19 protein-coding genes and 3 pseudogenes are annotated in these 22,992 nt (G+C 69.1%); 9 read left to right on the forward strand and 13 right to left on the reverse strand.

Annotated elements, in window-relative coordinates:
- Window positions 1–12 precede the first annotated feature (12 nt).
- On the reverse strand, window positions 13–420 hold the full coding sequence (locus Q3Y56_RS04880) for a DUF4352 domain-containing protein (protein WP_304460738.1): 408 nt from the start codon (window positions 418–420) through the stop codon (window positions 13–15).
- Window positions 421–1,320: 900 nt separating this feature from the next.
- On the opposite strand from Q3Y56_RS04880, the gene Q3Y56_RS04885 reads away from it, so the two are divergent.
- From Q3Y56_RS04885 to Q3Y56_RS04900, 4 genes and pseudogenes are all read left to right on the forward strand, one after another.
- On the forward strand, window positions 1,321–1,623 hold the full coding sequence (locus tag Q3Y56_RS04885; RefSeq protein WP_304460739.1) for a hypothetical protein: 303 nt from the start codon (window positions 1,321–1,323) through the stop codon (window positions 1,621–1,623).
- Window positions 1,624–1,911: 288 nt separating this feature from the next.
- A pseudogene (locus Q3Y56_RS04890) lies at window positions 1,912–2,520 on the forward strand (LacI family DNA-binding transcriptional regulator); the annotation flags it as partial.
- Window positions 2,521–3,350: 830 nt separating this feature from the next.
- Window positions 3,351–3,701, forward strand: coding sequence for a YciI family protein (locus tag Q3Y56_RS04895; protein WP_304460740.1), 351 nt, complete (start codon window positions 3,351–3,353; stop codon window positions 3,699–3,701).
- 32 nt (window positions 3,702–3,733) lie between these two features.
- Entirely contained in the window at window positions 3,734–5,032 is a 1,299-nt protein-coding gene (locus Q3Y56_RS04900) for an RNA polymerase sigma factor (protein WP_304460741.1), read from the forward strand.
- A gap of 120 nt (window positions 5,033–5,152) precedes the next feature.
- Here Q3Y56_RS04900 and Q3Y56_RS04905 read toward each other — a convergent pair whose 3' ends face one another.
- Complete coding sequence (locus tag Q3Y56_RS04905; RefSeq protein ID WP_304460742.1) at window positions 5,153–5,392, reverse strand: hypothetical protein; 240 nt, start codon at window positions 5,390–5,392, stop codon at window positions 5,153–5,155.
- Between the two features lie 525 nt (window positions 5,393–5,917).
- Between Q3Y56_RS04905 and Q3Y56_RS04910 the strand changes: the two are divergent.
- Together Q3Y56_RS04910 and Q3Y56_RS04915 are read left to right on the forward strand one after the other, a co-directional pair.
- Window positions 5,918–6,079: pseudogene (locus tag Q3Y56_RS04910) on the forward strand (DUF4158 domain-containing protein); the annotation flags it as partial.
- Window positions 6,076–6,288, forward strand: a complete 213-nt coding sequence (locus tag Q3Y56_RS04915) for a hypothetical protein (RefSeq protein WP_304460744.1) — start codon at window positions 6,076–6,078, stop codon at window positions 6,286–6,288. The pseudogene Q3Y56_RS04910 and the gene Q3Y56_RS04915, both read left to right, overlap by 4 nt.
- Before the next feature lie 113 nt (window positions 6,289–6,401).
- On the opposite strand, the gene Q3Y56_RS04920 is transcribed toward Q3Y56_RS04915, so the two are convergent.
- Window positions 6,402–7,328 (reverse strand): hypothetical protein, encoded by a 927-nt coding sequence (locus Q3Y56_RS04920; RefSeq protein WP_304460745.1) that lies wholly within the window; start codon window positions 7,326–7,328, stop codon window positions 6,402–6,404.
- Window positions 7,329–8,056: 728 nt separating this feature from the next.
- Here Q3Y56_RS04920 and Q3Y56_RS04925 point away from each other — a divergent pair.
- Window positions 8,057–9,457, forward strand: a complete 1,401-nt coding sequence (locus Q3Y56_RS04925) for an FAD-binding oxidoreductase (protein WP_304460746.1) — start codon at window positions 8,057–8,059, stop codon at window positions 9,455–9,457.
- Window positions 9,458–9,542: 85 nt separating this feature from the next.
- Here the strand turns inward: Q3Y56_RS04925 and Q3Y56_RS04930 are convergent, their stop codons facing one another.
- The gene (locus tag Q3Y56_RS04930) at window positions 9,543–9,776 is read right to left on the reverse strand and encodes an aldo/keto reductase (protein WP_369696709.1); all 234 of its coding nucleotides are present in this window, start codon (window positions 9,774–9,776) and stop codon (window positions 9,543–9,545) included.
- A 119-nt stretch (window positions 9,777–9,895) separates the two neighbouring features.
- Between Q3Y56_RS04930 and Q3Y56_RS04935 the strand changes: the two genes are divergently transcribed.
- Window positions 9,896–10,003, forward strand: a complete 108-nt coding sequence (locus Q3Y56_RS04935) for a PLDc N-terminal domain-containing protein (protein WP_304460747.1) — start codon at window positions 9,896–9,898, stop codon at window positions 10,001–10,003.
- Window positions 10,004–10,039: 36 nt separating this feature from the next.
- Here Q3Y56_RS04935 and Q3Y56_RS04940 read toward each other — a convergent pair whose 3' ends face one another.
- The 6 genes and pseudogenes from Q3Y56_RS04940 to Q3Y56_RS04965 form a co-directional block, all read right to left on the reverse strand.
- Window positions 10,040–10,552 (reverse strand): GerMN domain-containing protein, encoded by a 513-nt coding sequence (locus Q3Y56_RS04940; protein WP_304460748.1) that lies wholly within the window; start codon window positions 10,550–10,552, stop codon window positions 10,040–10,042.
- On the reverse strand, window positions 10,549–12,000 hold the full coding sequence (locus tag Q3Y56_RS04945) for an ATP-binding protein (RefSeq protein WP_304460749.1): 1,452 nt from the start codon (window positions 11,998–12,000) through the stop codon (window positions 10,549–10,551). The genes Q3Y56_RS04940 and Q3Y56_RS04945 overlap by 4 nt, the downstream gene beginning before the upstream one ends.
- Entirely contained in the window at window positions 11,997–12,689 is a 693-nt protein-coding gene (locus tag Q3Y56_RS04950; RefSeq protein WP_304460750.1) for a response regulator transcription factor, read from the reverse strand. Before Q3Y56_RS04950 ends, Q3Y56_RS04945 begins: the two co-directional genes overlap by 4 nt.
- 94 nt (window positions 12,690–12,783) lie before the next feature.
- Complete coding sequence (locus tag Q3Y56_RS04955) at window positions 12,784–13,332, reverse strand: hypothetical protein (RefSeq protein ID WP_304460751.1); 549 nt, start codon at window positions 13,330–13,332, stop codon at window positions 12,784–12,786.
- A gap of 101 nt (window positions 13,333–13,433) precedes the next feature.
- Window positions 13,434–14,153 (reverse strand): acyltransferase family protein, encoded by a 720-nt coding sequence (locus Q3Y56_RS04960; RefSeq protein ID WP_369696845.1) that lies wholly within the window; start codon window positions 14,151–14,153, stop codon window positions 13,434–13,436.
- Window positions 14,111–14,524: pseudogene (locus Q3Y56_RS04965) on the reverse strand (SGNH/GDSL hydrolase family protein); the annotation flags it as partial. The gene Q3Y56_RS04960 and the pseudogene Q3Y56_RS04965, both read right to left, overlap by 43 nt.
- Window positions 14,525–14,816: 292 nt before the next feature.
- Here Q3Y56_RS04965 and Q3Y56_RS04970 point away from each other — a divergent pair.
- Complete coding sequence (locus Q3Y56_RS04970) at window positions 14,817–15,758, forward strand: hypothetical protein (RefSeq protein ID WP_304460753.1); 942 nt, start codon at window positions 14,817–14,819, stop codon at window positions 15,756–15,758.
- Window positions 15,759–18,586: 2,828 nt separating this feature from the next.
- Here the strand turns inward: Q3Y56_RS04970 and Q3Y56_RS04975 are convergent.
- The 3 genes from Q3Y56_RS04975 to rfaE2 form a co-directional block, all read right to left on the reverse strand.
- Window positions 18,587–19,777 (reverse strand): Gfo/Idh/MocA family protein, encoded by a 1,191-nt coding sequence (locus Q3Y56_RS04975; protein WP_304460754.1) that lies wholly within the window; start codon window positions 19,775–19,777, stop codon window positions 18,587–18,589.
- Window positions 19,778–19,873: 96 nt separating this feature from the next.
- Window positions 19,874–20,869 (reverse strand): NAD-dependent epimerase/dehydratase family protein, encoded by a 996-nt coding sequence (locus Q3Y56_RS04980; protein WP_304460755.1) that lies wholly within the window; start codon window positions 20,867–20,869, stop codon window positions 19,874–19,876.
- On the reverse strand, window positions 20,866–22,968 hold the full coding sequence (gene rfaE2 / locus Q3Y56_RS04985; protein ID WP_369696710.1) for a D-glycero-beta-D-manno-heptose 1-phosphate adenylyltransferase: 2,103 nt from the start codon (window positions 22,966–22,968) through the stop codon (window positions 20,866–20,868). Before rfaE2 ends, Q3Y56_RS04980 begins: the two co-directional genes overlap by 4 nt.
- Window positions 22,969–22,992: the final 24 nt, after the last annotated feature.

Below are 22,992 nucleotides of genomic sequence, written 5' to 3' on the forward strand. Positions count from 1 at the left end.
GCACTCTCGACGTCACGGAACACTCCACTGGCCAGTGTTATTGGAGAATCCACTGTTCATTGCGAATTGAATCTTGGCGACCTTTGAAGCGGCCGGAACCTCGAAGACGATGAACCCCAGTGCAGTGTCACCCAGGGCGATAGTAGTGCTTCCAGCGAAGTTCGGGCCGGCGGTTGTTTCAGTCAACGTCGAGTCGAACTGCTGGCCCTGGACATCCACCACCTTTGCTCCATTTTCCGGTGTGTTGCTGTACACCTTAGATCCAGTGTTCTTCAGCCGGAACTGAACTGCCACGAACCGCATCCCCGCTTCAGGGCTGGAGAATTGATCCTTGGCGCCGGCTGGATCGACTACCTTGACCACGGTAACGGCAAGCTTTTCTCCTTCTTCGATGCCGGTCAGGTTGAGAGTGTCACCCACTGTGGCAGCGGATGGGCGAGACGGCGAAGGAGTCGGCGTTGGACTCTTCCGCGCCGTACCACTCGTCTTGTGTTCGGACGGACTACTCGCTGGCGTTTCGGTGACCTTCTCATCCTCAGAGCAGGCGGCCACCGCAGCGGCAAGCAATACAGCAAGCGCAAGCACACGACGCATCGACTGTCTCCTGGACTACAGCGCCCGGCGGAGCGCGGAAGCAGAGGTAGGAACCACGATCCCCCGGCCGCTGATCCACGCACTCGGAGCAGTGCATAAGAGCGCCACGAGATTGAAGGTTCAATGTCAAGCAGCACCGTTAAGCCGGCTGGGTGGCACTGTGGAGGTATGGATGCGCGGGGAGGTGATTCTGCGGCTATGGGCGACAATGGGTGGTTGAAGCGCGAAGAACATGAACCTGCCGTGGCAACGGTGGGGGCAGCCCCTCTCGCCGCTTCCCCCAAACGCCAAACCTGCGGATGCTGCCGAGCGGACGTCCGCTCTCGATAACGCGGTCGCGGAGTACGTGCTGTATGGCTGGCGGGTCGAGGAGCGGACGGCGACGCAAGCGGCATTGGTGTTCGGACACCGGCCGAACCATGTACTCCACCTGCTGCCGACAGTGTTCACATTCGGCCTGTGGGGGCACCGTCTGGTTGATCATTGGGACCACTGCGCGAGAGAAACACGCTCTTCTTCACCGTCGATGCGTGGGGGTGCGTCCACAGGACACAGCGCACCTGACTTCGGCAGCCGAGTTACACGCCGGAGCCACCCGACGCGCACCGGCCATTACCCCGGATAGCCGGACCTCGCTCGGCATGCGGGCGGCATTTTGGTGACTTAGCATGAAAAATAGCGCTTGGCCAGTCGATTACTGCTCGAGCAGGAAAGCAGGATCACGTCATGTACATGATGCGCGAGGTCTACCAAGCTGAACGCGGGAAGGCGCCGGAGATCGTGGCGGCGTTCAAGACCCTCACCAAGGTGTTTGAAGAGGCCGGGTACGCGAACCGGCGAATCTACGTCGATTATGCCGGTCCCATGGATACGGTCGTCTGCCAATGGGAATTCGACAGCCTCGACCAGTACTTCACCATGGAGCGAGCGTTCTTCGTGAATCCAGATGAGAACGCCCAATCACTGATCGATACGTTGAACAGCAACGCGGTATCCGGCTACAAGGAGATCTACGAGGTCATCCAGTAGCGGATCACCTGGGCGACGGAGGCCATCGTCACCCGCGTGTTCCCGGACCACGACCGGCTACACCACTCAGCGGGACGCCTTCTTCCCCCGCCGCGATGGTGGAAGCGAACGCGGCGGGGGCAGGAGAGAGGCGCCAACTACTGGTACGGGTGGTGGTCGAAGGTCAGCCTCGCGTCCTTCAAGCTGCTTCGGCCTCTCGCCACGTTCGGCCGCAGCCCTGGCAGCGCACAGTTGGCGGGTGGCCGTCGCCCTCTTCGAGTCCCGCAGCCCGCCGACGCGGGCGCGGTCGTGGCGGCGCTCGCCGGAGTGTCCACGGGCACGGTGTCCAACGTCCTGAACCGGCCCGGGTGCGTGGCCGACGCGACGCGGGAGCGAGTGGAGAAGGCGATCGCCGAGCTGGGCTTCGTACGCCGCACGGGGACGACCGGAGAGGGAGCGCATTGGCGGCGGTCCGGATTCGCCACGTGGATCTTCGAACCCGCCGCGACGGGCTGGTACCCACCCAAGTCGCCATACCCGCGACGGCCCGTGCCGGTCTCCGCCGGTCCGTGGCCCGGCATGCCGGTGCGCGGCCGGAACGCCGAAGGCCGCGCGGAGGCGTGCTGGGTACCGATCCGGCACGGGCTGACCCGGCACGGCCTACGGCACACCCACAAGGCGCTCATGGAGGAACTGGGCACGGAGAAGGTGCTCATGGACGAGCGCATGGGACACACCGACGGCTCGGTCTCGGCGCGCTACTCCCACATCACGCCGGCGATGCGGCGCCGTCTCATCGAGGGGCTCACCCGGATGTGGGAGGAGGCGCTGGACGCGCGGCTGGCGATGTACCGGACCTCGGCAGTGCCGGTGCTGGAGCGGCTTCTGCGGGAGCGCGAGCGATACGCCGGAACGTAGTTCCAAGATCTTCTCCCAGAACTCTCCCAAGGAGCCCTGAACACGAGCCAGGGGCCTGACTCCTTCTCGGAGTCAGGCCCCTGGCCTGCGTTAACACCGTCGGGACGACAGGATTTGAACCTGCGACCCCTTGACTCCCGGCCGCGCGCCGATTCTCCTCTTTTGCGCCACTTTAAGAGTCCCGCAGACCCGCGCCTCCCTCCGTCAAGCTCTATACGGCGCTGCAGAGCGCAGTCGTCAAGTGCCAACCACGGGTGTCGGCGTACCGGAGATTCTGCTCATTCGCGCGCGAGCGAGCGTGCCCAGTTCCCGGGCGTTTCGGATGGCATGCCGAAGCTGTCGCCGACGGATGGGCGCCGGGTTGGCTTCAGGAAGGTGTCAAGATTCGGGCATCACTTGACGGCAGACCCTGGTAGTGCTTTGTCGGGTCCGGGCCGTTGACCGTGAACCCGGCGATCGACGGCCTCGGGGCACGCCTGCGACCTGCGGCGAACGGCGCGGTCGCCGAGCAGACCCCACTACCTGACCCCGCCGTATCGTCGCAGGTCAGCGACACCCGACAAAGCACTATTAGTGCTGCGCCGCAGAAGTTCGTGGAGGGGTGATTGTGGTTGAGCGTCTCAACCGGCGTTGTGCTGCGTGCTGTGCGACATCCCGATGCTGCCGCCAAGTGACAAGTGGCTTTCTGGAAGCAACGAGGGACATGGCTGCCGAGCTCGGCCCGGAGAAATTGTTCGGGGAGGTGTCGATCCGACCGCGTCCCGTTCGTCGTCATGATGTACGGCGACCCGCCGCGCGAGGAATCAACAGAGCCTGACAGGAGTCGGACCATGAAGTACATGCTGCTGATCAACGCTGGTGCGATCGACGAGAATGGCGCGGCCGCCGAGTGCAGCGTCGAGGACTGGATGATCTATGACAAGGAAGTGAAGGACGCGGGGATCTGGGTTTCCGGGGAGTCGCTGGCCGACCTGGTCACCGCCACGACGGTTCGGGTCGGCCAGGACGGCAAGCGGACCGTCATGGACGGGCCGTTCGCCGAGACGCGCGAGGTTCTCGGCGGCTTCTATGTGATCGACGTGCCGGACCTGGATGTCGCGCTCGACTGGGCTGCCCGCTGTCCCGGCGCGCGCGGCAGCGGGACGGTCGTAGTGCGTCCGATCGCCGAGTTCGGGGCCTGACAGTGGAGGGCGAGGGAGATACCGGAACCGACATGCCCATCGAGTCATCCCACCAGTTGTCTGTCCAGGCGTCCGTGGAGTGGGTGTTCCGTGAGGAGCGTGGTCGGCTGCTGGCCTCCCTCGTCCGCCGCTTCGGCGATCTCGACCTGGCCGAGGAGGCCGCCTCCGAGGCCGTCGAGGCGTCACTGGTGCACTGGCCGGCCGAGGGTGTTCCGGCCAGGCCCGGGGCCTGGCTGCTGACCACTGCGCGACGCAAGGCCGTCGACCGCCTGCGGCGGGACCAGGCATACGCGGCCCGCCTCGCCGTCCTGCAGGTGGAGGCGGACCGGGCCAACCCCGTCCCGACCGTGAACGCCGACGGCGGCTTGCCCGACGAGCGGTTGCAGATGTTCTTCACCTGCGCCCACCCCGCCCTCGCGGCCGAGGACCGCACGGCGCTGACCCTGCGCTGCCTGGCCGGGCTGACGACGCCCGAGGTGGCGCGGGCTTTTCTCGTCCCTGCCGCGACGATGGCGCAGCGGATCGTGCGGGCGAAGAAGAAGATTCGCGAGGCTCGTATCCCGTTTCGCGTGCCCGGCGCCGATGAGCTGCCGGAGCGCCTGCCCGGGGTGCTCCAGGTCATCTATGCGATCTTCACCGAGGGGTACGCGGCCAGCTCGGGCCCGCAGTTGCAGCGGCTCGATCTCGCGGAGGAGGCCGTCCGGCTGGCGCGGATACTGCGCCGGTTGATGCCCGCCGAGCGGGAGGTCACCGGCCTGCTCGGGCTCATGCTGCTGATCCACGCGCGACGCGAGGCCCGGACCGGTCCGGACAGCGAGCTCGTGTTGCTCGAGGACCAGGATCGCGGCCGCTGGGACCGCACGATGATCGAGGAGGGGCGCGGCTTGGTGGTCTCCGCGCTGACTGGCGGACCGCCCGGCCCGTACGGTGTGCAGGCCGCCATCGCCGCCCTCCATGACGAGGCCGTCGACCTTGCGTCCACCGACTGGCCACAGATCGTAGCCCTCTACGACGTGTTGCTCGTGCTCACTCCGTCCCCCGTCGTCGCGCTGAACCGGGCGGTGGCGGTGGCGATGCGCGACGGCCCGCAGGCGGGCCTGGCGCTGCTCGACGAGCTGGCCGACGAGCCGCCACTGCGCCGCTACCACCCCTACCCGGCCGCCCGGGCGGACCTGCTGCACCGGCTCGGCCGACTGCCCGAGGCAGCCGCGGCCTACCGGGAAGCGCTCGACCTGGCCGGCACCGAACCCGAACGGACCCACCTGAGGCGCAGGCTGAACACGGTCAGCCGCACCGGTGAGACGAGTAGCGGCATGGAACCCTCCAGGTGAGCAGCGACGGGGTGTTGGCCTCACCCTGCCCGGGCATGGTGAGGCCGCTCATGCGGCGGCGGGTGCGGCTCGCCAACTGAAGCATTGAAGACTGTCGCCCTCAGTGGGCAGTCCCAGTGATCAGGTGGTGGGGTTGGCGAGGTAGAGGTCGCAAGCGCAGTCCAGGGCCTCTTCGGGAGAGCCTGTCGGCAGGCCGGTGGGCAGGACATTGCCCTCGTAGCCGCCACGGCTGGCAAGGTAGAAGGCGAAGCCCCAGGTATGCAGGGCGCCGGTGAAGCGAAGGCGGCACAAGGGAAGCGCCTCCCCGTCCTTCAACTCGCCGACCACGTAGGCGAATCCGGTCCGGTAGCGGACCGTCACCCCGGCCAGCTGAGGCCAGTGAGTGCGGGCGTGACACACGGCGTTCGGGCAGGCCCCGCACCTACCGGGCCCGCGGTGCGAGTGGCGGTGGTGGCCACGGCAACCATCACCGCGCCCCACCCGGAGGCGACCTGGTCGCACAGGACCGTCGCCGCCCAGATCGCCAACACTGTCTTCGCGCCGATCTCCGCTTCCCAGGTCGGACGGATCCTTGCCGGGCTGGATCTCAACCGCACAAGGTCCGCGGCTGGCTCACCTGCCGCGACACCCCGGACCTCTGGGACCGGATCAAGGACATCTGCGATCTGTACCGCGACCCGCCCAACGGCAGTGTCGTGCTGTCCATCGACGAAAAGACCGCGATCCAGGCCCGCTCCCGGCGCTATCCGGGGCGGCCCGCCCACCCTGGGCAGGCTGTGCGGCAGGAGTTCGGATACGGCCGCCACGGCACCGCTTCCCTGATGACCGCCCTGGACGTGGCCAGCGGCGAGGTCCGGCGTTGGGGACCAGCGGAACAGCCAGTATCTAGCGCTGCGGCGTACGCAGCATCACCAGCTCGGGTTCGCGCTCCAGATGTGCACGGTGCGGTACGTGGGCCTGTTTCTGGGCGAGGACCCGCTGAATGTGCCGTGGCCGGTGGTGGAGCACCTGGCCGAGCAGATGGGGATCGAGGACCCATCATCATGCTGATCGCGCTGCCGAGCCCGAGCGGTTCGCGGCCGTCGCGGCGTACGACCGTGCCGCCGCGCCGCTTCGGCTTCTCCTTGCGGGTGGCGCCGTTCTTCTTGGCCGCCTCCCGGGCGGCGAGCAGGGCCTGGCGCGCGAGGTCGACGCCGCTCAGCTCGGTGGTCATGCGATCACCGCGACAGCGGCGGCAGGACCTGCAAGGCGTCTGATCACCTCAGCTGTTCCTCGGCATGTGCACACTGATACCGGTAGCGGGTTGCCGTTCTGCCGTCACATGAGGAGGGGCCATAAGGGACAGGAGCTGCGAAAGATGTAAGAAAAGTTACAAGTCTGCTCCCATGGGCGCCTCGGGACGCCAGGCGACAATGGTTGCTTGACCGGGCGTCACAGCAGACCATTCCCTAACAGGAACAGGGTCCCCTTCCTCGTAATGCCATTCCTGCTCCCCCGACTCACTCACGGGGTGAAATACAGAAATCTCAAGATCAGGCAGGGCCTCACCGGCCAACTCAAGCCTGAAGAGAATCGCGAAGTCTGAGTGCATAAGGGGAATGAATCCAGCAGCATTAAGAAATGTTTGGAAGCTGCGACCGTGCTCAAACGACTCACCAAAAGGAATTTTTGCACCGAGAGGGATGTGCGCCGTAAGCAGATCCTGCTGATTGAGACCCAGCCTGTGAAGCGAAGTCGAGGTGAAAGGAAGAAGATCGGCGCCAGACTCTTCAACATCGATGCCTGCGGCAGGGCATTGAAGGGAATAATGCAGGTAACTCGTGTGATACCCGTTAACGGAAGATAATGCCCAAAGAGTTCTCCTCGGAAGGTACCCAGTACCGTCAAGGCACGTCCCCGTAACTCTGGCAGAGATATCGAGGCGAACTACTTTTCCCCTGTCAGCCCAGGAGAAATTAAGGCGCAGGCGCGTGCGGTTAATGTAGACACTTTGATCGGCGAAACCGTAAACAGCTTTACGTAGTTCGACTGGCTGCTCTCCTCGAAGGAAGCCAAGCGTCTCATTCATGACGCCTTGAACAGCGCGTCGCATCACATCTTCACCGAATTTGTCTCGCAGGTAAAAGTCCCCAGCAATACCGAGGATGAAGGCAACAAAAAGGGCTTCCCCTACCGCATGCGACAAGTCATGAGAAAGCCCTTCACTTTTGAATGCCACGCGTTCCAGGATGAAGCAGACGACGGCACCCGCAATGAGCCCAAAAAAGATCCAGCGCCGCGTGAACAATTTACGCATCCTGGACTCCGATCGATTAATCTCCCACAATCCGTCTTACCCCCTTCTCGGGGCAATTTTCGGATGCCGATTCCAACAATGCCACTCTTGCGACCCAGTGTTGACGTTGAATGCGAGAAGCGCATTTTTTAGGCGGCCAGAAGGGTCTCACAAGAATCCAAAGTACGACGCCGTGCCGACCTCGACGGAACTCCATAACGCCGTCACAGTAGGCACGCGCTTCGCGCCTCAACGACCAGGTCGCCCATCTGGCCGCAGCCGACCTTCCCGGGCTCTCTGGTGACCTCACAGACCAGGCCCGACGTGTCACCCATTTGTCACCCACCCGGCGTACCGCAGCCGCAGGCAAGCCTCTGACCTGGATGTTTTCCGGACCCTGTGGACTGACCGCGCGAAGTGGACTGGGTTTCAGTCTCTGGGGCAAGGGGTCGCAGGTTCAAATCCTGTCGTCCCGACGGTGCTGAACCCGCTACCTGACCCGCTTCACAGGAGCCGTCTGAATGAGTGGGCTCTCTCCCTGTATGTGAGCATTGGTCACAAGTGATCTGTGGGGCGCCCACTCCTTCGATGGGAGAAGCTGCATGTCGGTGATCGAGAGGACCGGCGGCGCCGCCGCGCCGGAGCCGGCCGCGTTCGGGCCGGTGACGATCCGGCCGGGTGATGTTCGGTATGACAGCTTGCAGCGCGGCAACAACTTTCGGTTCGTGGGCCGGCCGGAGGAGATTCGCGTGGTCGGATCGACCGGGCAGGTGGTGCGGGCGGTGGCGGATGCGGTGCGGTCAAGGTGGCGGGTCGCGCCGCGCAGCGGCGGGCATTGTTTTGAGAACTTCACCACCGACCCCGCGGGTGGAATGCTCTTGGACCTGTCACCGATGGACGCGGTCGGCTACGACGCCGAGCGGCGCGCGTTCGCGGTGCAGCCGGGAGCCACGCTCGGGCACGTGGGCCGGACCTTGTTCACGGGGTGGGGGGTGACGATCCCGGCAGGCGCTTGCCCGGAGGTGGGCGCCGGCGGGCATCTGGCCGGTGGCGGGTACGGACCGCTCTCGCGCCTGTACGGCTCGGTAGTGGATTACCTGTATGGCGTGGAAGTGGTGGTGGCCGACGCCGACGGCACCGCCCGCGCGGTGGTGGCCACCCGCGAGCCCGATGACCCGCATCACGACCTGTGGTGGGCGCACACCGGCGGTGGGGGCGGGAACTTCGGCGTGGTCACCCGATACTGGCTGCGCACGCCGGATGCCACCGGCAGCGACCCCTCCCACCTGCTGCCGCCCGCCCCACGCCGGCGACTGGACTGCCAGCTCGTCTGGGCCTGGGACCAGCAGATGACCGAGCAGGCGTTCACCACGCTGCTACGCAACTTCGGCACCTGGCACGAGCGCAACAGCCAGCCCGGCTCGCCGTACGCGCCCCTGTGCGCGGTCCTCCAGCTCATGAACCGCGGCGCGGGCAGCTTCATGATGAATGTGTGGGTCGATGCCGACATTCCAAACGCCGACGGCCTGGTGAACGACCTGGTGACCGCGGTGACCGCGGGCACCGGCACCATGCCGACCGACACCCGGCGCACGATGCCGTGGCTGCACCCGACGACCTGGCCGGGCACCGGTCAGACCGGCGACGCGATCACCCGTCGGTTCAAGAACAAGGCCGGCTACCTGCGCCGCTCCTACACCGACACCCAACTCACCACGATCTACCGGCACCTGACCGACCCCACCGCCAGCCCGACCGGCCTCATGATGCTCGCCGGGTACGGCGGCCAGGTCAACGCGGTACCGCCACAGGCCACTGCCATCGCCCAACGCGACGCGGTCATGAAGGTCATCTTCCTGACGACCTGGACCGAGGAATCCGACGACGCAGCCCATCTGGCCTGGATCCGCGACTTCTACCGCGACGTGTACGCCGACACCGGCGGCGTTCCGGTGCCCGGCGAAGTCAGCGACGGCTCCTACATCAACTACCCCGACACCGACCTGGCCGACCCCAAATGGAACACCTCCGGCGTGCCCTGGCACACCCTCTACTACAAGGACAACTACCCACGCCTCCAACAGATCAAGGCCCACTGGGACCCGGGCAACGTGTTCCACCACTCCCTGTCGATCCAACCACCCACCTGACCGGCGGCCACACCAGCAAACGCCACGGCGAACGCCACTCGGGCCGGGCCACTGATCTCGGTGCCCTTGCGCGCATACTCGCGGCTCAGCGGGTTTCGACCTTCAGGCCGCCGAACATGGCGCTGCGGTTGCGGGCCAGGAACTCGTGGGGGAAGCCGAGGTCGATGGCGCTGGCCTCGTCCAGGCGGGCCAGGTGAGCGGCATCGAATGCGACGTCCAGGGCACCGAGGTTGTCCTCCAGCTGCGCCGAGGTCCGGGCGCCGACGATCGGTGCCGTCACGTCGGGGTTCTGCAGGGTCCAGGCGAGGGCGACCGCCACCCCCTCCCTCCTGACCGAGATCGCGGGCGGGATGAGGGATACGGCGTACAGCCTCGCGGCCGACCCGACGTACGGACTCGTCCTGCTGCTGCCCCCGGCCGTCCGACGTCACCGGCGGGATGAAGCTGGTCTGGCTCGCGTTCGCCGTGATGGCCCCCTTCTTCGGGAGCCTGCTCTGGTTCCTCGTCGGTCGCCGCGACGCCCAGCGCCGGGCAGGCATCGCCTGATTCCAAAAGTGCCATCGACGGTGCCTGGGCCGTAGGTCAGGGGCGCGGGCACACTTCCGTGGTGGGTTCCCCGCCTTCTGGGCGGTGCAGTCTGACTCGTGTGTCCTGCGGCTTGGTGCCGTGTGTGGTGGCGGCGGCGTCGGCGGCGGTGCAGACGAGCTGGTGGAGGGCGGTGCGGTTGGCTGTCCAGCCGGGCGGTAGGTGCACGTCGGCCGTGCTCGGTTGCGGTGTGACGGCGGCCGGTGCGGGGGTGCCTGGTGGGATGAGGCTGACCAGGCCGCGGGTGCGCTCGGCCCGGTCGGGGCCGGCCACGAGCCGGTCCATGGCCGCCTGGAGGGTGCTGGGGCGTTTGTCGAGGCGGGAGACGCGTTCGAGGCCGAGGGGCGAGGAGAAGTAGACGTGCACGGTGGCGGCCGGGCGGCCTTGCGTCCGGCGCAGTCCGGAGGCGGGAGCTCCTGCACGGGCGGGGCCCGTGTCGTCGATGCCGCAGGCGGTCAGGGACGCCAGGCACAGGGCGAGTAGCGGCGCGCACGCCGCGCGGGGCCTCACGCCGGCTCCTGAGGCAGCGTGAGGGTGAAGACCGCTCCTCCGCCTGGCGCGTTGGCGGCGGTGAGGGTGCCGCCGTGCAGGCGCGCGTTCTCGGCGGCGATGGCGAGGCCCAGGCCGCTGCCCTCGCTGCGGGTGCGGGCCGCGTCACCCTTGGTGAAGCGGTCGAAGACGTGGGGCAGGGTGTCCTCCGGGATGCCGGGGCCGCCGTCGGTGACGGTGAGGATGAGGCGGTCATCCTGGGTCCGGGCCCGGACGTCCACCGGTACGGACGGGCCGCCGTGGCGCAGGGCGTTGCCGATGAGGTTGGCGAGGACGACATCGATGCGCCGGGGGTCGAGACGGGCGCGCAGCCCCTGCGGCACGTCGACGCCGACCCGGTCCTGCCAGTGCCGCAGGCCGAGCGTCTTGCGGACGAGTTCGCCGATGTCGATCTCGTCGAGGTCCAGGGCGGCGGCACCCGCGTCGAACCGGGAGATCTCCATGAGGTCCTCGACCATGCGGCCGAGCTTGTTCGTCTCGTCGGCGACCAGTTCCAGCGCCTCGGCGGTCTCCGGGGCCAGCCGCCCCGAGCCGGCGTCCTCGTTCAGGACGCCGGTGACGGCGGTCATCGCGGCGAGGGGTGTGCGCAGTTCGTGGGAGACGTCCGCGGCGAAACGGCGCGCTCTGCTCTCCATGGCACGCAGCGTGGCCGCGTCGGCCTGGAGTGTGGCGGCCATGGTGTTGAACGTACGGCCGAGGTCGGCGAGTTCGTCGTCGCCGGTGACGCGGATCCGGGTGTCGAGGGCGCCGGCGGTCATGTTCTCGGCGGCCGAGCGCAGCTGCCGTACCGGGCGCAGGACGCGGCGGGCCGCGAGCAGCGCCGGGACGAGGGCCAGCAGTACGACGGGCAGTGCGCCGGCACGTGCGGCGGAGAGGAGGGTGGCGACGTCCCGTTCCTCTTCGGTGAGCGAGAAGGACGCGTAGACGACCAGCCCAGACGGCTCGGAGGGGCGGTCCTCGCGGGTGACCGGCAGAGCGAGTGCCAGCCAGGGTTCCCCGGCATGGTGGAAACGCTGGACGACGGCGGTGTGCGCCGAGGAGGCGGCGTGCCGCAAGGGCGCGGGAAGGACGGGGGCGGGAAGGACGGGGGCGGGCCCCGCGGCGGAGACGAGGGCGCCGCCGCGGTAGGCGGCCGCGGTGCGCCAGTCCTCCCGGAAGCCGCCGCCCCGGTCGAGCTGGAGCGCAAGGGTGCGCAGGTCCGTCTCGGCGGGCGCGAACGGCAGATCGGGGGCCAGGGAGCCGATCTGGGCGCGTAGTTCGTGCATGGCGCTGTCCCGGGTGCGGTCCAGGATGGCCGCCCGTGCCTGGCGGAAGGTGAGGGCGGCGGCCGTGAGCGCGCTGAGGGCTGACACCAGGAGGAAGACGACGACGAGGCGGGTGCGCAGGCCCCGCGGGAGGAGGCGTCTCACAGCGGCCCGAAGCGGTAGCCGAAGCCGCGCACGGTCTGGATGTAGCGTGGCTTGCGCTGGTCGTCCTCGATCTTGGCGCGCAGCCGTTTCACGCACGCGTCGACGAGTCGCGCGTCGCCGTAGTAGCTGTGTTCCCAGACCTGTTCGAGGAGTTGCTGACGGCTGTAGGTCTGCCCTGGGGAGGCCGACAGGAAGAGCAGGAGCTTCAGCTCGGAGGGGGCGAGGGTGAGTTGCCTGCCGTGCTTGCACACGCGCACCGCGATCCCGTCGATCTCCAGATCACCGTAGACCAGGGGCTGGTCGCGGTGGCCGGGGCGGGGCTGCGAGGGTGCCAGGCGGCGCATCACCGCGCGCATGCGCGCTTCGATGACCTCGCTGCTCGCGGGTTTGACGATGTAGTCGTCGGCGCCCGCCTCCAGGCCCACCACGACGTCGATGTCGTCACCGCGGGCCGAGAGGATCACGATGGGCACCTGGCTGGTCTCACGGATGCGCCGGCACACCTCCAGGCCGCTCATGCCGGGCAGCATCAGATCGAGCAGCACGATGTCCGGCGCGAACGGTGCGAGCGATGCCAGACCGTCCTCGCCCGTGGCGACTCCCTCCGTCTCGTGACCGTAGCGGTGCAATCCCAGCGTGACGCCACGGCGCACGCCGGGATCGTCCTCGATCAACAGGACGCGCGTCATGGGCCGGCCTCTCCTCTCACTCGTCGATAAATCCACCCCCTATAGCACCTCAAAATGGCGAATACCAGCTGAACGTGCACACGCAGACGGCGCGTCAGCCGGTCGTCGGCGGCGCCTCCACTGGGATAGCCGTGCCGGTCTCGTCGCACCTGACCCTCCATGGCTCTCCGGGCTCTCCCGACTCGTAGACGCGCACGACAACATCGGCAGGCCGTCTTCCGCCCGGGATCCCCGGTGCCGCGGCGCCCGTGCACACCAGCTGGTTCACCGCCACGCCGTCCAGCTCCACCACGAGCCACGGCAGGTACAGGTCCACCGCTCCGGGGCCCGCTGCTGTGGCCCGGACCTTATGCCTCCCGGCCGGCAGCGCGGTGACGAGCCCGCGGTTCCGCTCGTTGCGGGTCGGCCCGGCCAGCAGCTCGTCCAGCGCTGCCTGCGGCCCCGCTCCGGCGGACGCGGCGCGGGCGACGGGCCAGGCCCCGTTCGGGGCGACGAAGTACACCCGCACCCAGCGGGCGGCGCCGACCGTACGCCCTCCGCCGGCCGGCGCGCCCGACGACTCCGGCCGGGTGTCGGGGACACCGCAGCAGGCGAGCGCCCAGGAGGCGAGCAGCACCGCCACGGGCCGCGCCTTCCGCACCACGCCCCTCCGCGCCCTTCCCGGCCCGCTCGGCCCGTGTGCACCCTTCATCGGCATGCGCCCAGTCTCCCCGCACGCCGCCCGGGCTCCGCACACCCCGGGTCTTACGGCGCCGTCAGCCGCTCGATGTCCACCGTCCCCGCACCGGGCTGCGGTCGCGGTACGGCCACCCACACGCCCGCCGCCACGGCGAGGGCGGCGGCGAGCGCCAGCAGGCCCCGGCGCCCGGTCGCCCACCTCGCCCGGAACCGAACCAGGTCCTCCACCCCGGCCTTCGTCAGCCGGGCGGCCAGCAGCGACACCCCGATGGCCACGGCGGTGCGCCACCACCCGCCGATCCCGAACACCGTCTGCGGCAGCAACAGGTACACCGGCCAGCGCCACAGGTACAGGCTGTAGGACAGCTCCCCGAGCCGGCGAGGGACGGCGCTGCCGGCGAGCCGGCCGGCGTGTCCGTCCGGCGCATGGGCGAGAAGGGCGATCAGTACGGCGGCGGCCAAGGAGTGCGCGAACAGCCCGCCCCGGAAAAGGCCGGGCGCGTTCTGACCATCCGCCAGAACGCATGCGGCGCCGATGCCGCACGCCAGCACAGCGCACACTCCGTCCGCAGTGCGCCCCGATACGCGGGCGACCATACGCCGGACCGACGCCGTAGCCGCCAGCGCACCGAGCAGTAGGGCGAACGCCCGGGTATCGGTGCCCTCGTAAGCGCGCGCCTGCGCCGCGACCCACGGCGCGTCTTCAAGCGCGAAGAGCAGCACGGACGCCGCCCCGAACAGCCGGGGGGGAAGCCGTAGGTTTTGCCGAGCTGTTCCGTGAACCACTTGGCGAAGGCGGCCGAACCCTGCTGGCAGGAGTGGATGCCGTCGGAGGCGCGCTGGGCCTTCCCGGCCTTGGGGTCGGTGCCCCACAGCGCGGAGGCGTCGACGAACCGGACCTTGCCGCCACTGCGGTCGGCAACCTGCTTGGCTGCCTTCGGCGCGCTCGCAATCGCGCTCTCGTACTTCTTGTAAAAATCGTCGATCTTGAACGGCGGGGCCGAAACGATCACCAGCTCGGCGCCCGCCCGCTGCGCGGTCCTCACAAGCTTCTCGTACGAGGCCCGCTGCTGGTCAGCGCTGCCCCAGTCGTAGGTGGTGACCTGGTAAGCGATCACGTCCGGGCGGAAGGACTTGATGTTCTTCGCGAGGTCCTCAGGCAAACAGCGCACAGAGACGATCGACCGGGCGGTCATCTACCGGTCACACAATGAGCCACGAGCAGTCACACAGCGACGGCCCCCCAGCCGCTAGTTTTCCACCACGGCCGCACCCACTGCTGAGGCGTTCCACACAGCCGGCACACATCCGGGGGAACGAAGCGAGGCGCGATTCCGCCTCCCTTCTTCGGCTACCCGCATCTGCAGCGGTCGAGCTCCTGCGCGTCTGAAAGGCGGACGGGCGCGGCCTCCCCCACACAACTCCTGCTCAAAGAAAGCGAAGACGGACATGACCATACCCGTCACCACCACCCCTGCACACAAGGCGCCGCGCCGAACGGGAAGGCTCGCCGCCGTACTTGTGGCATCCACCCTCATCGCCGCGCCGCTGCTGGCCGGCACGGCGGCGCCTGCCATGGCCGAGGACGGCAACACCTACCTCAAGACCGAACAGGAAGTCTTCGACTTCATCAGCAGGAGTGCGCCCCTGAACCAGAAGGAAGCCATCAAGGGCTACCCGGCCAGCGGCCAGGACTCGCAGAAGATCAAGCTCGCCGACGTCGAGAAGGTCTACCCGCACGACCAGGCGCTCAAGGACGTGCCGACCGTGCTGGGCACCGGGTTCGACCTCCCGGGGAGCATCCCCACCGAGGGGCCCGACATCCGCAACAGCAGCAGCGACGACAAGGAACCCTGGCTGAGCAACCAGGACGCCAAGGCGATGTGCGGCCAGCCCAGCGAGAAGCCCGACGGCGAGCCGATGCCCTGCGGCTTCGTCGGCGTACTCGACACGGCGTACCCGAAGATGCTGGGCGGGTCGGCGGTCATGGGTAAGGCGCAGTTCGACTACACGACCCAGGCCACGGTCGGCCAGGACACCAGCCAGACCAGCGGCTGGTCCGTCGGCGGAAAGGTCAGCTCAGAACTGACGGAGGGCGCCGACAAGGCCGGCACGGAGCTCAACTTCACCTACAGCGAGTCGACCACCACCACCAACAAGTGGACGACCATGACCCAGCAGACCAACAAGTACGACGTCCCGGACGGCGTATCAGGGTGGGTCGAGGGACGCGCCAACGGCGGCTGGTACATCGGGTACACCGTCTACAAGCTCGACTTCGTCGACGGCAACGGCAACGAGAAGCAGAAGATGGTCCTCATACCGGCACGCGTCCTGATCCAGGCACCCGGCAACTCGGTTCCGATGACGTTCGTCAAACGCCAGGGATAAACAGGGATAGAGCAGCGCACAATCCCCTGCCACCACCTGGGGCCCCGGCGGCGCGCAGCGCGCACGCGGCCGGGGCCGGGGCCGGGGCCGGCCGACAAGTCCCGCACGTCTCGGCCACGCGGCCCGGCCAGGACAGCGCAGCTCACCGCGTTGGCGGCGCCGAACGCGTCCTCGTCCGTGCGGCGCGAACCGAAACGCTTCCGTGGGTGGCGGCACCACCCATGGCACGCGCTCGACGCCCGAACGGAGGTCCTCACCGCTCTCGGTGTCTCCGGCGATCCCGACGTACCGCGTCTGATGGCACGGCTGCGGGAGCTCCGGGACCGTCACACTGACGACGACACCGATACCGACACCGACGTGCCGGACAGCCTGAGGGCGGAGGCGCTACTGGTCTACCAGTCCCTGGCGCGGCGTCTGACGCACCGTTCGGCAGACGCAACCCAGACGGCGGTGGAGAAGCAGATCCGCAACGAGTTCCGGTACGAGGACCTCGTCCTGACCGACCAGGGCTGGAAGGAGTCCGGCAAGTGCTTTCAGGGACCTGCGATCCTGCGCGGGTTCCGTCCCTTCACCCTGACCGGCGCGGACGTCGACCCTCTGTGGCAGGTGCTGGGTATCTCCGAACCCGGGCTCGACGACCTCATCGACGTACTGAAGGAGATCTCCGCGACCGGTGCGGCACCTGACGCCGAGCACGAAAGAGTCATGCTCGACGCTCTACGCCGCCTGCGGGACGTGATCTCCTCCGACGACAAGCCAATGTCGCCGGGGCTGCGGAGCAGGCTGCGGAGTCTGCCGTTGTGGACCACGACCGGCTGGGTCAAAGGCAAGGGCCGATCGGTGTTCGCCGTGGCCGACTCCGGGGTCGCGCGGGTCTTGGCGGGCCGTCTGCCCCTGTGGAAGCCAGGAGGGAACGTGCAGCAGTTCACGGCACTGTTCGCACGGATGCACGTCACGCCCCTGGACGTTGCGGGCGCCCAGGTCACGTACGGGACCGGAGGCGTAGACGGGGCCGGGGACGCAGCCCTGGACCAGCCGGCCGACGCGAGCCTCACGGAGGACTTCCGGCGGGGAGTCGCCGCTCTCCAGGACCTCCTGGTACGCGACGAGCCCGGGACGGCGGAGGCTTTCACCGGCTGGACCTGGCTGGCGGGACTGGAGGTCCGGCTGCTCCCCGGCCTGCGGATCCGCCTCGATCCGGGAGACACGTTACGAGCTCATCGAGCTCCCCGTCGACGCGCAGATCGACCGCGGCCGCAACACGCTGTTCCTGCACTCGCACACGGCGCTGACCACCAAGGCGGGTGCGGGCGCGGCCATCGCCGCCCACTTCGCGGAAGAACGGTCTCGCGCAGGCCACAGCTGGCGGGACGTTTGGGAGGAACACCTGGTGGAGACAGGGGCCGGAACCGCGCTCACATCGGCAGGGCAGCGGGACCGCGAGGAACGGCAGCGGCTCGCCGAAGAACTGCGCCGACGTGCTCAGCGGGCTCCCGCCCCGCCGATGCCGAACGGGAAGCCGGCCCCTCAGCGGGGGCACGGGCTCCCGCCCGGCTATCCCCGTTGACTCGACCGGCATCATCCCGCCGCCCCGCACTGGTTCAGCTCCCGCTGCCGCGCCCTCGCCCGGAAGCCCCGGACCTGGCACCCAGTCCGGCCCGCAGCACGCGCCGGTCGTGCGCCCCTGGTAGACGCGGTCGACTTCGACGTGCTGCCCGGCAAGGTCACCCGCACTGGAACGCCGTCCACACCGGGCAGCGCCCCTGCCCGTACGCCGGGGACGGCGGGGCCTTCGCCCCGCCGACACGGGATCTCACTCCCCCAACCCAGGCCCGGAGGGGCCCCGCCCCGCAGCCATGCCTCACCGCTCGGCTACGCAGACCACCACAAGGAGGAGCTCGTCATCCAGGCGCTCCGCCGGATCCTGCAAAAGCAGGGTGTCGAGCTGTACGACCAGCGGGGTGCGTCGGGGGTGGGCGCCGACGCATACGACTCGACCGGGCGCTATTACGAGATCAAGGCCCACGGGCGTACTGTTCCGGGCGAGCTGACCCTGACGCGTTCGGAGTTTGTAAGGGCCTGATCTGAGGGCGACAACTACACGCTCGTGATCGCCTCACACCTGGAGAAGGGCGCCGGCAAGCCGACCCTCCGCATCCGCTTCGAGATGGGTCAGCGCCGACGCCCTATTCCTGGAGCGACCTGGTGGCCAGCAGGGCGCCGGCGATGACCTGTGCACTGATGGGTAAGGGCGCAGGCGAGAACTGCACAGCCCGCGGTGCGGAACACGGTCCGGGGACCCCCTCGCCGAAGGCACTCCCGGAGCTACCCAACAGGCTGCACCCGCTGCGGGGCCGGTCCGGATGGCGCTTCAGTCGATGACCTTGAGCTCCTCCATGGCGGGATGGAACATCACGCGGCGGAGAAGCGGAGCAAGAATTTGCCCCATCGTCCGCAGCGATGGAACAGGTCCCTCGCCATGTGGCAGAAGCCGTTGCTACACGGAGGCGTACACCGCATCGCTGGTCCGAGCCGGTGACGCCCCGTCGTGAACGCTCTACGCATAGCCACGCCAAGCCAGCCCGATCAAGCGGCCCCCGGTGGTCGGCATGCCGTCGAGGTACACGGTCAGCTCCGATAGGTCCTGTGACCGATCCGGCAGCGACCCATCGGACAGGCCCTGATCCCCAGCGCGGAAACCTCCCCGGACCTCGCCCGAGTAGCCATGAACAGTCGGCCGCGCCGGGCAGCGGGTGACGGGCCGCCGGCACCGTGCCTCAAGCCCCTCATCACGTCCATGTCCGGCACCTGCCCACTCCGATCCCTCATTCCCGCTTCTGCCCTCCCGCGAAGTATGCGGCCAGCCCGGCATCCGGTGGTGCGACCTCGCGCGGAGTACCGCCGTCTCTCAGCGAGTCGGTGGCCGCGATGCCGGCGGCCACCGCCATCCGGGCCGCGATCGGCGACGTGTGGGTGAGGCCGCCGTCCCGGGCGAATCGCACGAATTCCGTCATGATGAGGGGATCGGCGCCGCCGTGGCCGCCCAGGTCCTGGGTGTCCGGGATCTTGTGGACGGCATCGGCGTCCGTACGGTGTTCCGAGCGGCGGGAGTTCCAGACCTTGACGACGCCGCCCGGCCCGTCGCCGAAGTTCTCCAACCGGCCGCCGTCTCCGATGACGGTGTAGTTGCGCCAGTAGTCGGGGGTGAAGTGGCACTGCTGGTAGGCGGCCAGCACACCGTTGTCGAGGCGCATGTTGACCAGCGACACGTCCTCCACATCGATGACGGGGTTGAGGCCGGTCTGCCCGCGCGGCGGCCAGTTGGCGTCGTAGGCCAGCCAGCCGGTTCCCTTGGGGGCTCCTGGTGCGCGCCGGGCGTCGGGCAGCGAGCCGTAGACCATCAGGTCGCCGAGGGCCTGGACCTGCCGGGTCCAGCCGCCCGCCAGCCAGTGCAGCACGTCGAGGTCGTGAGCGGCCTTCTGGAGCAGCAGTCCGGTGGTGTACTTCCGCTCCGCGTGCCAGTCCTTGAAGTAGAAGTCGCCGCCGTGCCCGACGAAGTGCCGTATCCATACGGTCTTGACCTCGCCGATGTCGCCGCGCGCGATGATCTCGCGCATCAGGGTCACGACCGGCATGTGCCGCATGTTGTGGCCGACGTACAGCCGGGTGCCGGTTTCCCGTGCCGTACGGAGGATCCGGTCGCACCCATCGAGGGTCACCTCCAGGGGCTTCTCCACGAACACCGGTTTACCGGCACGCAGCGCCTCGCACGAGAGGTCTGCGTGGGTGTGGTCGGGAGTGAGCACGAGTACGGCGTCGACGTCATCGGCCTCGATGACCTTGCGGTGGTCGGTGACCTGGGGCACGCCGGGGAGCAACTGGGCGGCACGATCCCGGGCGGCCGGGTCCGGATCGGCGACGACGGTGACCCGATGCCCCTCTCCTGGCCGGTGGGCCGTGACGGCGAGACCGGCTCGCAAGCCGAAGCCGAGGACACCGATACGCAGGTCGGTCACAGGCGGACCCGTCCTTCCAGTTCACTGAAGAGTCGCAGTCGTACACGCACGCCCCGCGGGACAGGCTCCGCCACACCTCCCGGGGCCGGGCGTCGGTCAGCTGGTCGACGCGGGCATCGTCCCCGGCTCCGTTCGCCGGAGCACCTCGAACAGTTCGGTCGCCCTTGCCTCGACATCCGGCGGGGCGACCGTGGGGCGGTCGGGCAGGGCCTTGTCGAAGGCTGTCATGTCAGCGCAGGTGTAGTACTGGTAGGCCGCGGTCACCGGGTTGGGCACCAGCCGCACCTGAAGCGGCCCGCCGCCCGCCTCGCGGTACAACCGCGCGCACCACTGCACCACCTCGGCGAAGGACACCGCGTGTCCGGCCCCGAGGTTGTAGACCGCGGCGGGCACCCCCCGGCGGGCGAGCAGTACGAGCGTGGCGGCGACGGTCTCCACCGGGATGTAGTCCCGGGCGGCCGTCAGCGAATCGTCGAACACCCGCACCCGGCCCCGGTCGGCAGCTTGGCGCAGCAGCTGGGACAGGATCGACGCCATCGGGCCCTTGTCGTCCTCGTCCGGGCCGAACACGTTGGTGTAGCGCAGGCCCACCCAGTCCAGCCCGTCCCCGAACCGCTCCCGCATCTGCCGGTCAAGCGCCAGCTTGGACCACGCGTACGGGTTCAACGGGCCCGAGCAGCGGTCGCGGTCCTCGTCAGCCTCCTCGGCCACCGGAGCGCGGTGGCGCAGTGTCCCGTAGACAGAGTGCGAGGAGGCGTACACCAGCCGTGTCCCGCCGCTGCGGCATGCCTCCGCGAGTCGCAGCGGGCCCAGTGTGTTGGTCTCCTCCAGTTCCGGGCCCGCCACCGCGCGGGTATCACTGATACCGCCCTGGTGCAGCACCGCCTCGTACCGGCCCGCCGCGACCTCGGAGAGCAGCGCGGGATCGGCGAAGTCGCCGCGCCGCCACCGCGCGGAGCGGACCAGATGGCCAGGGGCCGGGCGCAGGTCGACGGCGGTGACGCCGTATCCGGCCCGGTGGAGCGCGGCCACCGTGTGCCGGCCGATGAAACCCGCCGCGCCGGTCACCAGCACCTCCCCTGCCGCCGTCACCGGGCTCCCTCCTTCTGCGCCGCTCGTGCGATCAGCGAGGTGGTGGAGCGGCCCTCCAGGTAGGGCACCACGACGACCTGCCCGCCCCAGCTCTCCACCAGATCGCTCTCGGGAATGCGCTGGCCGGCGTAGTCGCCGCCCTTGACCCACACGTCCGGCCGCAGCTCGGCGAGGACGCTCTCGGGGGTGTCCTCGCCGAAGATCAGCACCCCGTCCACGCAGGCCAAAGCCTCCAGGAGCGCGGCCCGTTCCCGTTCGCCGACCACCGGCCGGGACGGCCCCTTGAGACGGGCGACGGAGGCGTCGCTGTTGACGCACACCACCAGGACGTCGCCGAGCTGCCGGGCCTGCTGGAGCAGCGACACGTGCCCGCCGTGCAGCAGATCGAAGCAGCCGCCCGCCGCTACGACCTTCCCGCCCCTTTCCCGGATCCGTCGCGCCATCGCCAGAGCGCCCTTCTCGGTCATCGGGGCGGTGAACGTCGGGGCGGTGGGGCGGGTCAGGCTGTCCGGGCCGCCGCCGGCGACGTACGCGGTCGCGGCCTCCACGCCCGCTGCCACGGCGTGGGACGGCAGCCTGCCCGCGCCGAGCATCATCGCCGCGGTGACGGCCAGCAGGTCGCCCGCACCGCACGTATCGCCGACCGCCGGCCGGCCCGGGATCGCCAGCGGATGGCCCGTGGCGCTCGCCACCAGGACAGCCCCGCCCCCGCCCCGGGTCACTGCCACCTGCTTGACCGGCCACGTCTCCAGCAGTGCCCGGGCCCGCTGGACGTCCTCGACGAGGCTCCGGCCACCGGCGACCGCGCTCAGGGCGCGGGCCTCGTCCCCGTTCGGCACGGCCAGCGCCACCCCGTCCACCGGCGCAGGTCCCTTCGGGTGTGGATCCCACACCACGGGGCAGAGCCCGGCCGCCGCCTCGAGCGCCTGGCGGACTTCGGCGTGGGCCGCGACCCCGCGCCCGTAGTCGCACACCAGCACCGCCGCGGCCGCGCCGAGCCGCCTCCGTGCCGCGTCCGGCAACCGGCCGAGCCGCACCGGCTCGTGTTCGTCGTCGATCCGGACGATGGTGCGACCCCGCGCCCGTATCCGGGTCTTGATCGGGGTGGCGCCGTCCGCCGCCATATCCAGGATCTCGACCCCGGCCTCCGCGAGCAGCGCACGCACCCGGGCCCCGGACTCGTCCCGGCCGATCCCGCACACCAGCGACACCCGCCACCCGGGCTCCCGCGCCGCCATGAGCGCGGCCAGCCCCGCCCCGCCCGGACGCTCGATGGTCTGTGCACCGCTGACCACCGGCACCGGCGCTTCCGGCGACAACCTTTCCGCAACCCCGGCTACGTCCCGGTCCAGCAGCACATCACCCACCACAACCAGCCGCCGCACAGGGCCCTCCCCGCCGCGGCCCATGGCCACAGCCGTCGCGGCTTCCTCAACGGCGCCGCCGCGGTCGGGCCGTCGGTCCGGCCCGGGGTCGACCTGATCCGGCCCGGGGTCAGCCTGGCCCGGCCCGGGGCCGGCGGCAAGAGCCGCCAGCTCGGCGTCGACCGCCGCACACAGCACATGGACGGCCACCAGGTGGCACTCCTGGACGGTCGCGACCGCCTCCGCGTCCACACAGAGCGCGGCGTCGCACACCTCGGCCAACGGATTCGGCCCCCGGCCCGTCAGGGCCCATGTCTCCAATCCCAGCTCGCGCCCGGCCTCGGCCGCCTTCAGCAGGTTCGGGCTCCGGCCCGATGCCGAGACCAGCAGCAGAGCATCGCCGCGCCTGCCGTGCGCACGGACCTGGCGGGCGAAGACCTCCTCGATGCCGTAGTCGTTCGCGATGGCCGTCACCGACGAGGAGTCCGCACTCAGCGCGAGCGCGGACAGCGGCGCGCGCTCCTCCCGGAAGCGGCCCACCAGCTCCGCGGTCAAGTGCTGCACCTCGGCCGCCGAGCCGCCGTTGCCCGCGGCCAGCAAGCGCGCGCCCTGCGACAACCGACGCGCCAGCCCTTGCCCCCACTCCCCCAGCCGGCCGGTGTCGAGGCGAGGCAACGCCTCAGCGAGCGCCTGAGTGTGCGAACGACCGAGATCGACCACGTACAGCTCCCTCAAGAACAGACGAGAACGACTACGATC

This window comes from Streptomyces sp. XD-27 (genome assembly GCF_030553055.1).
Lineage (GTDB): Bacteria > Actinomycetota > Actinomycetes > Streptomycetales > Streptomycetaceae > Streptomyces.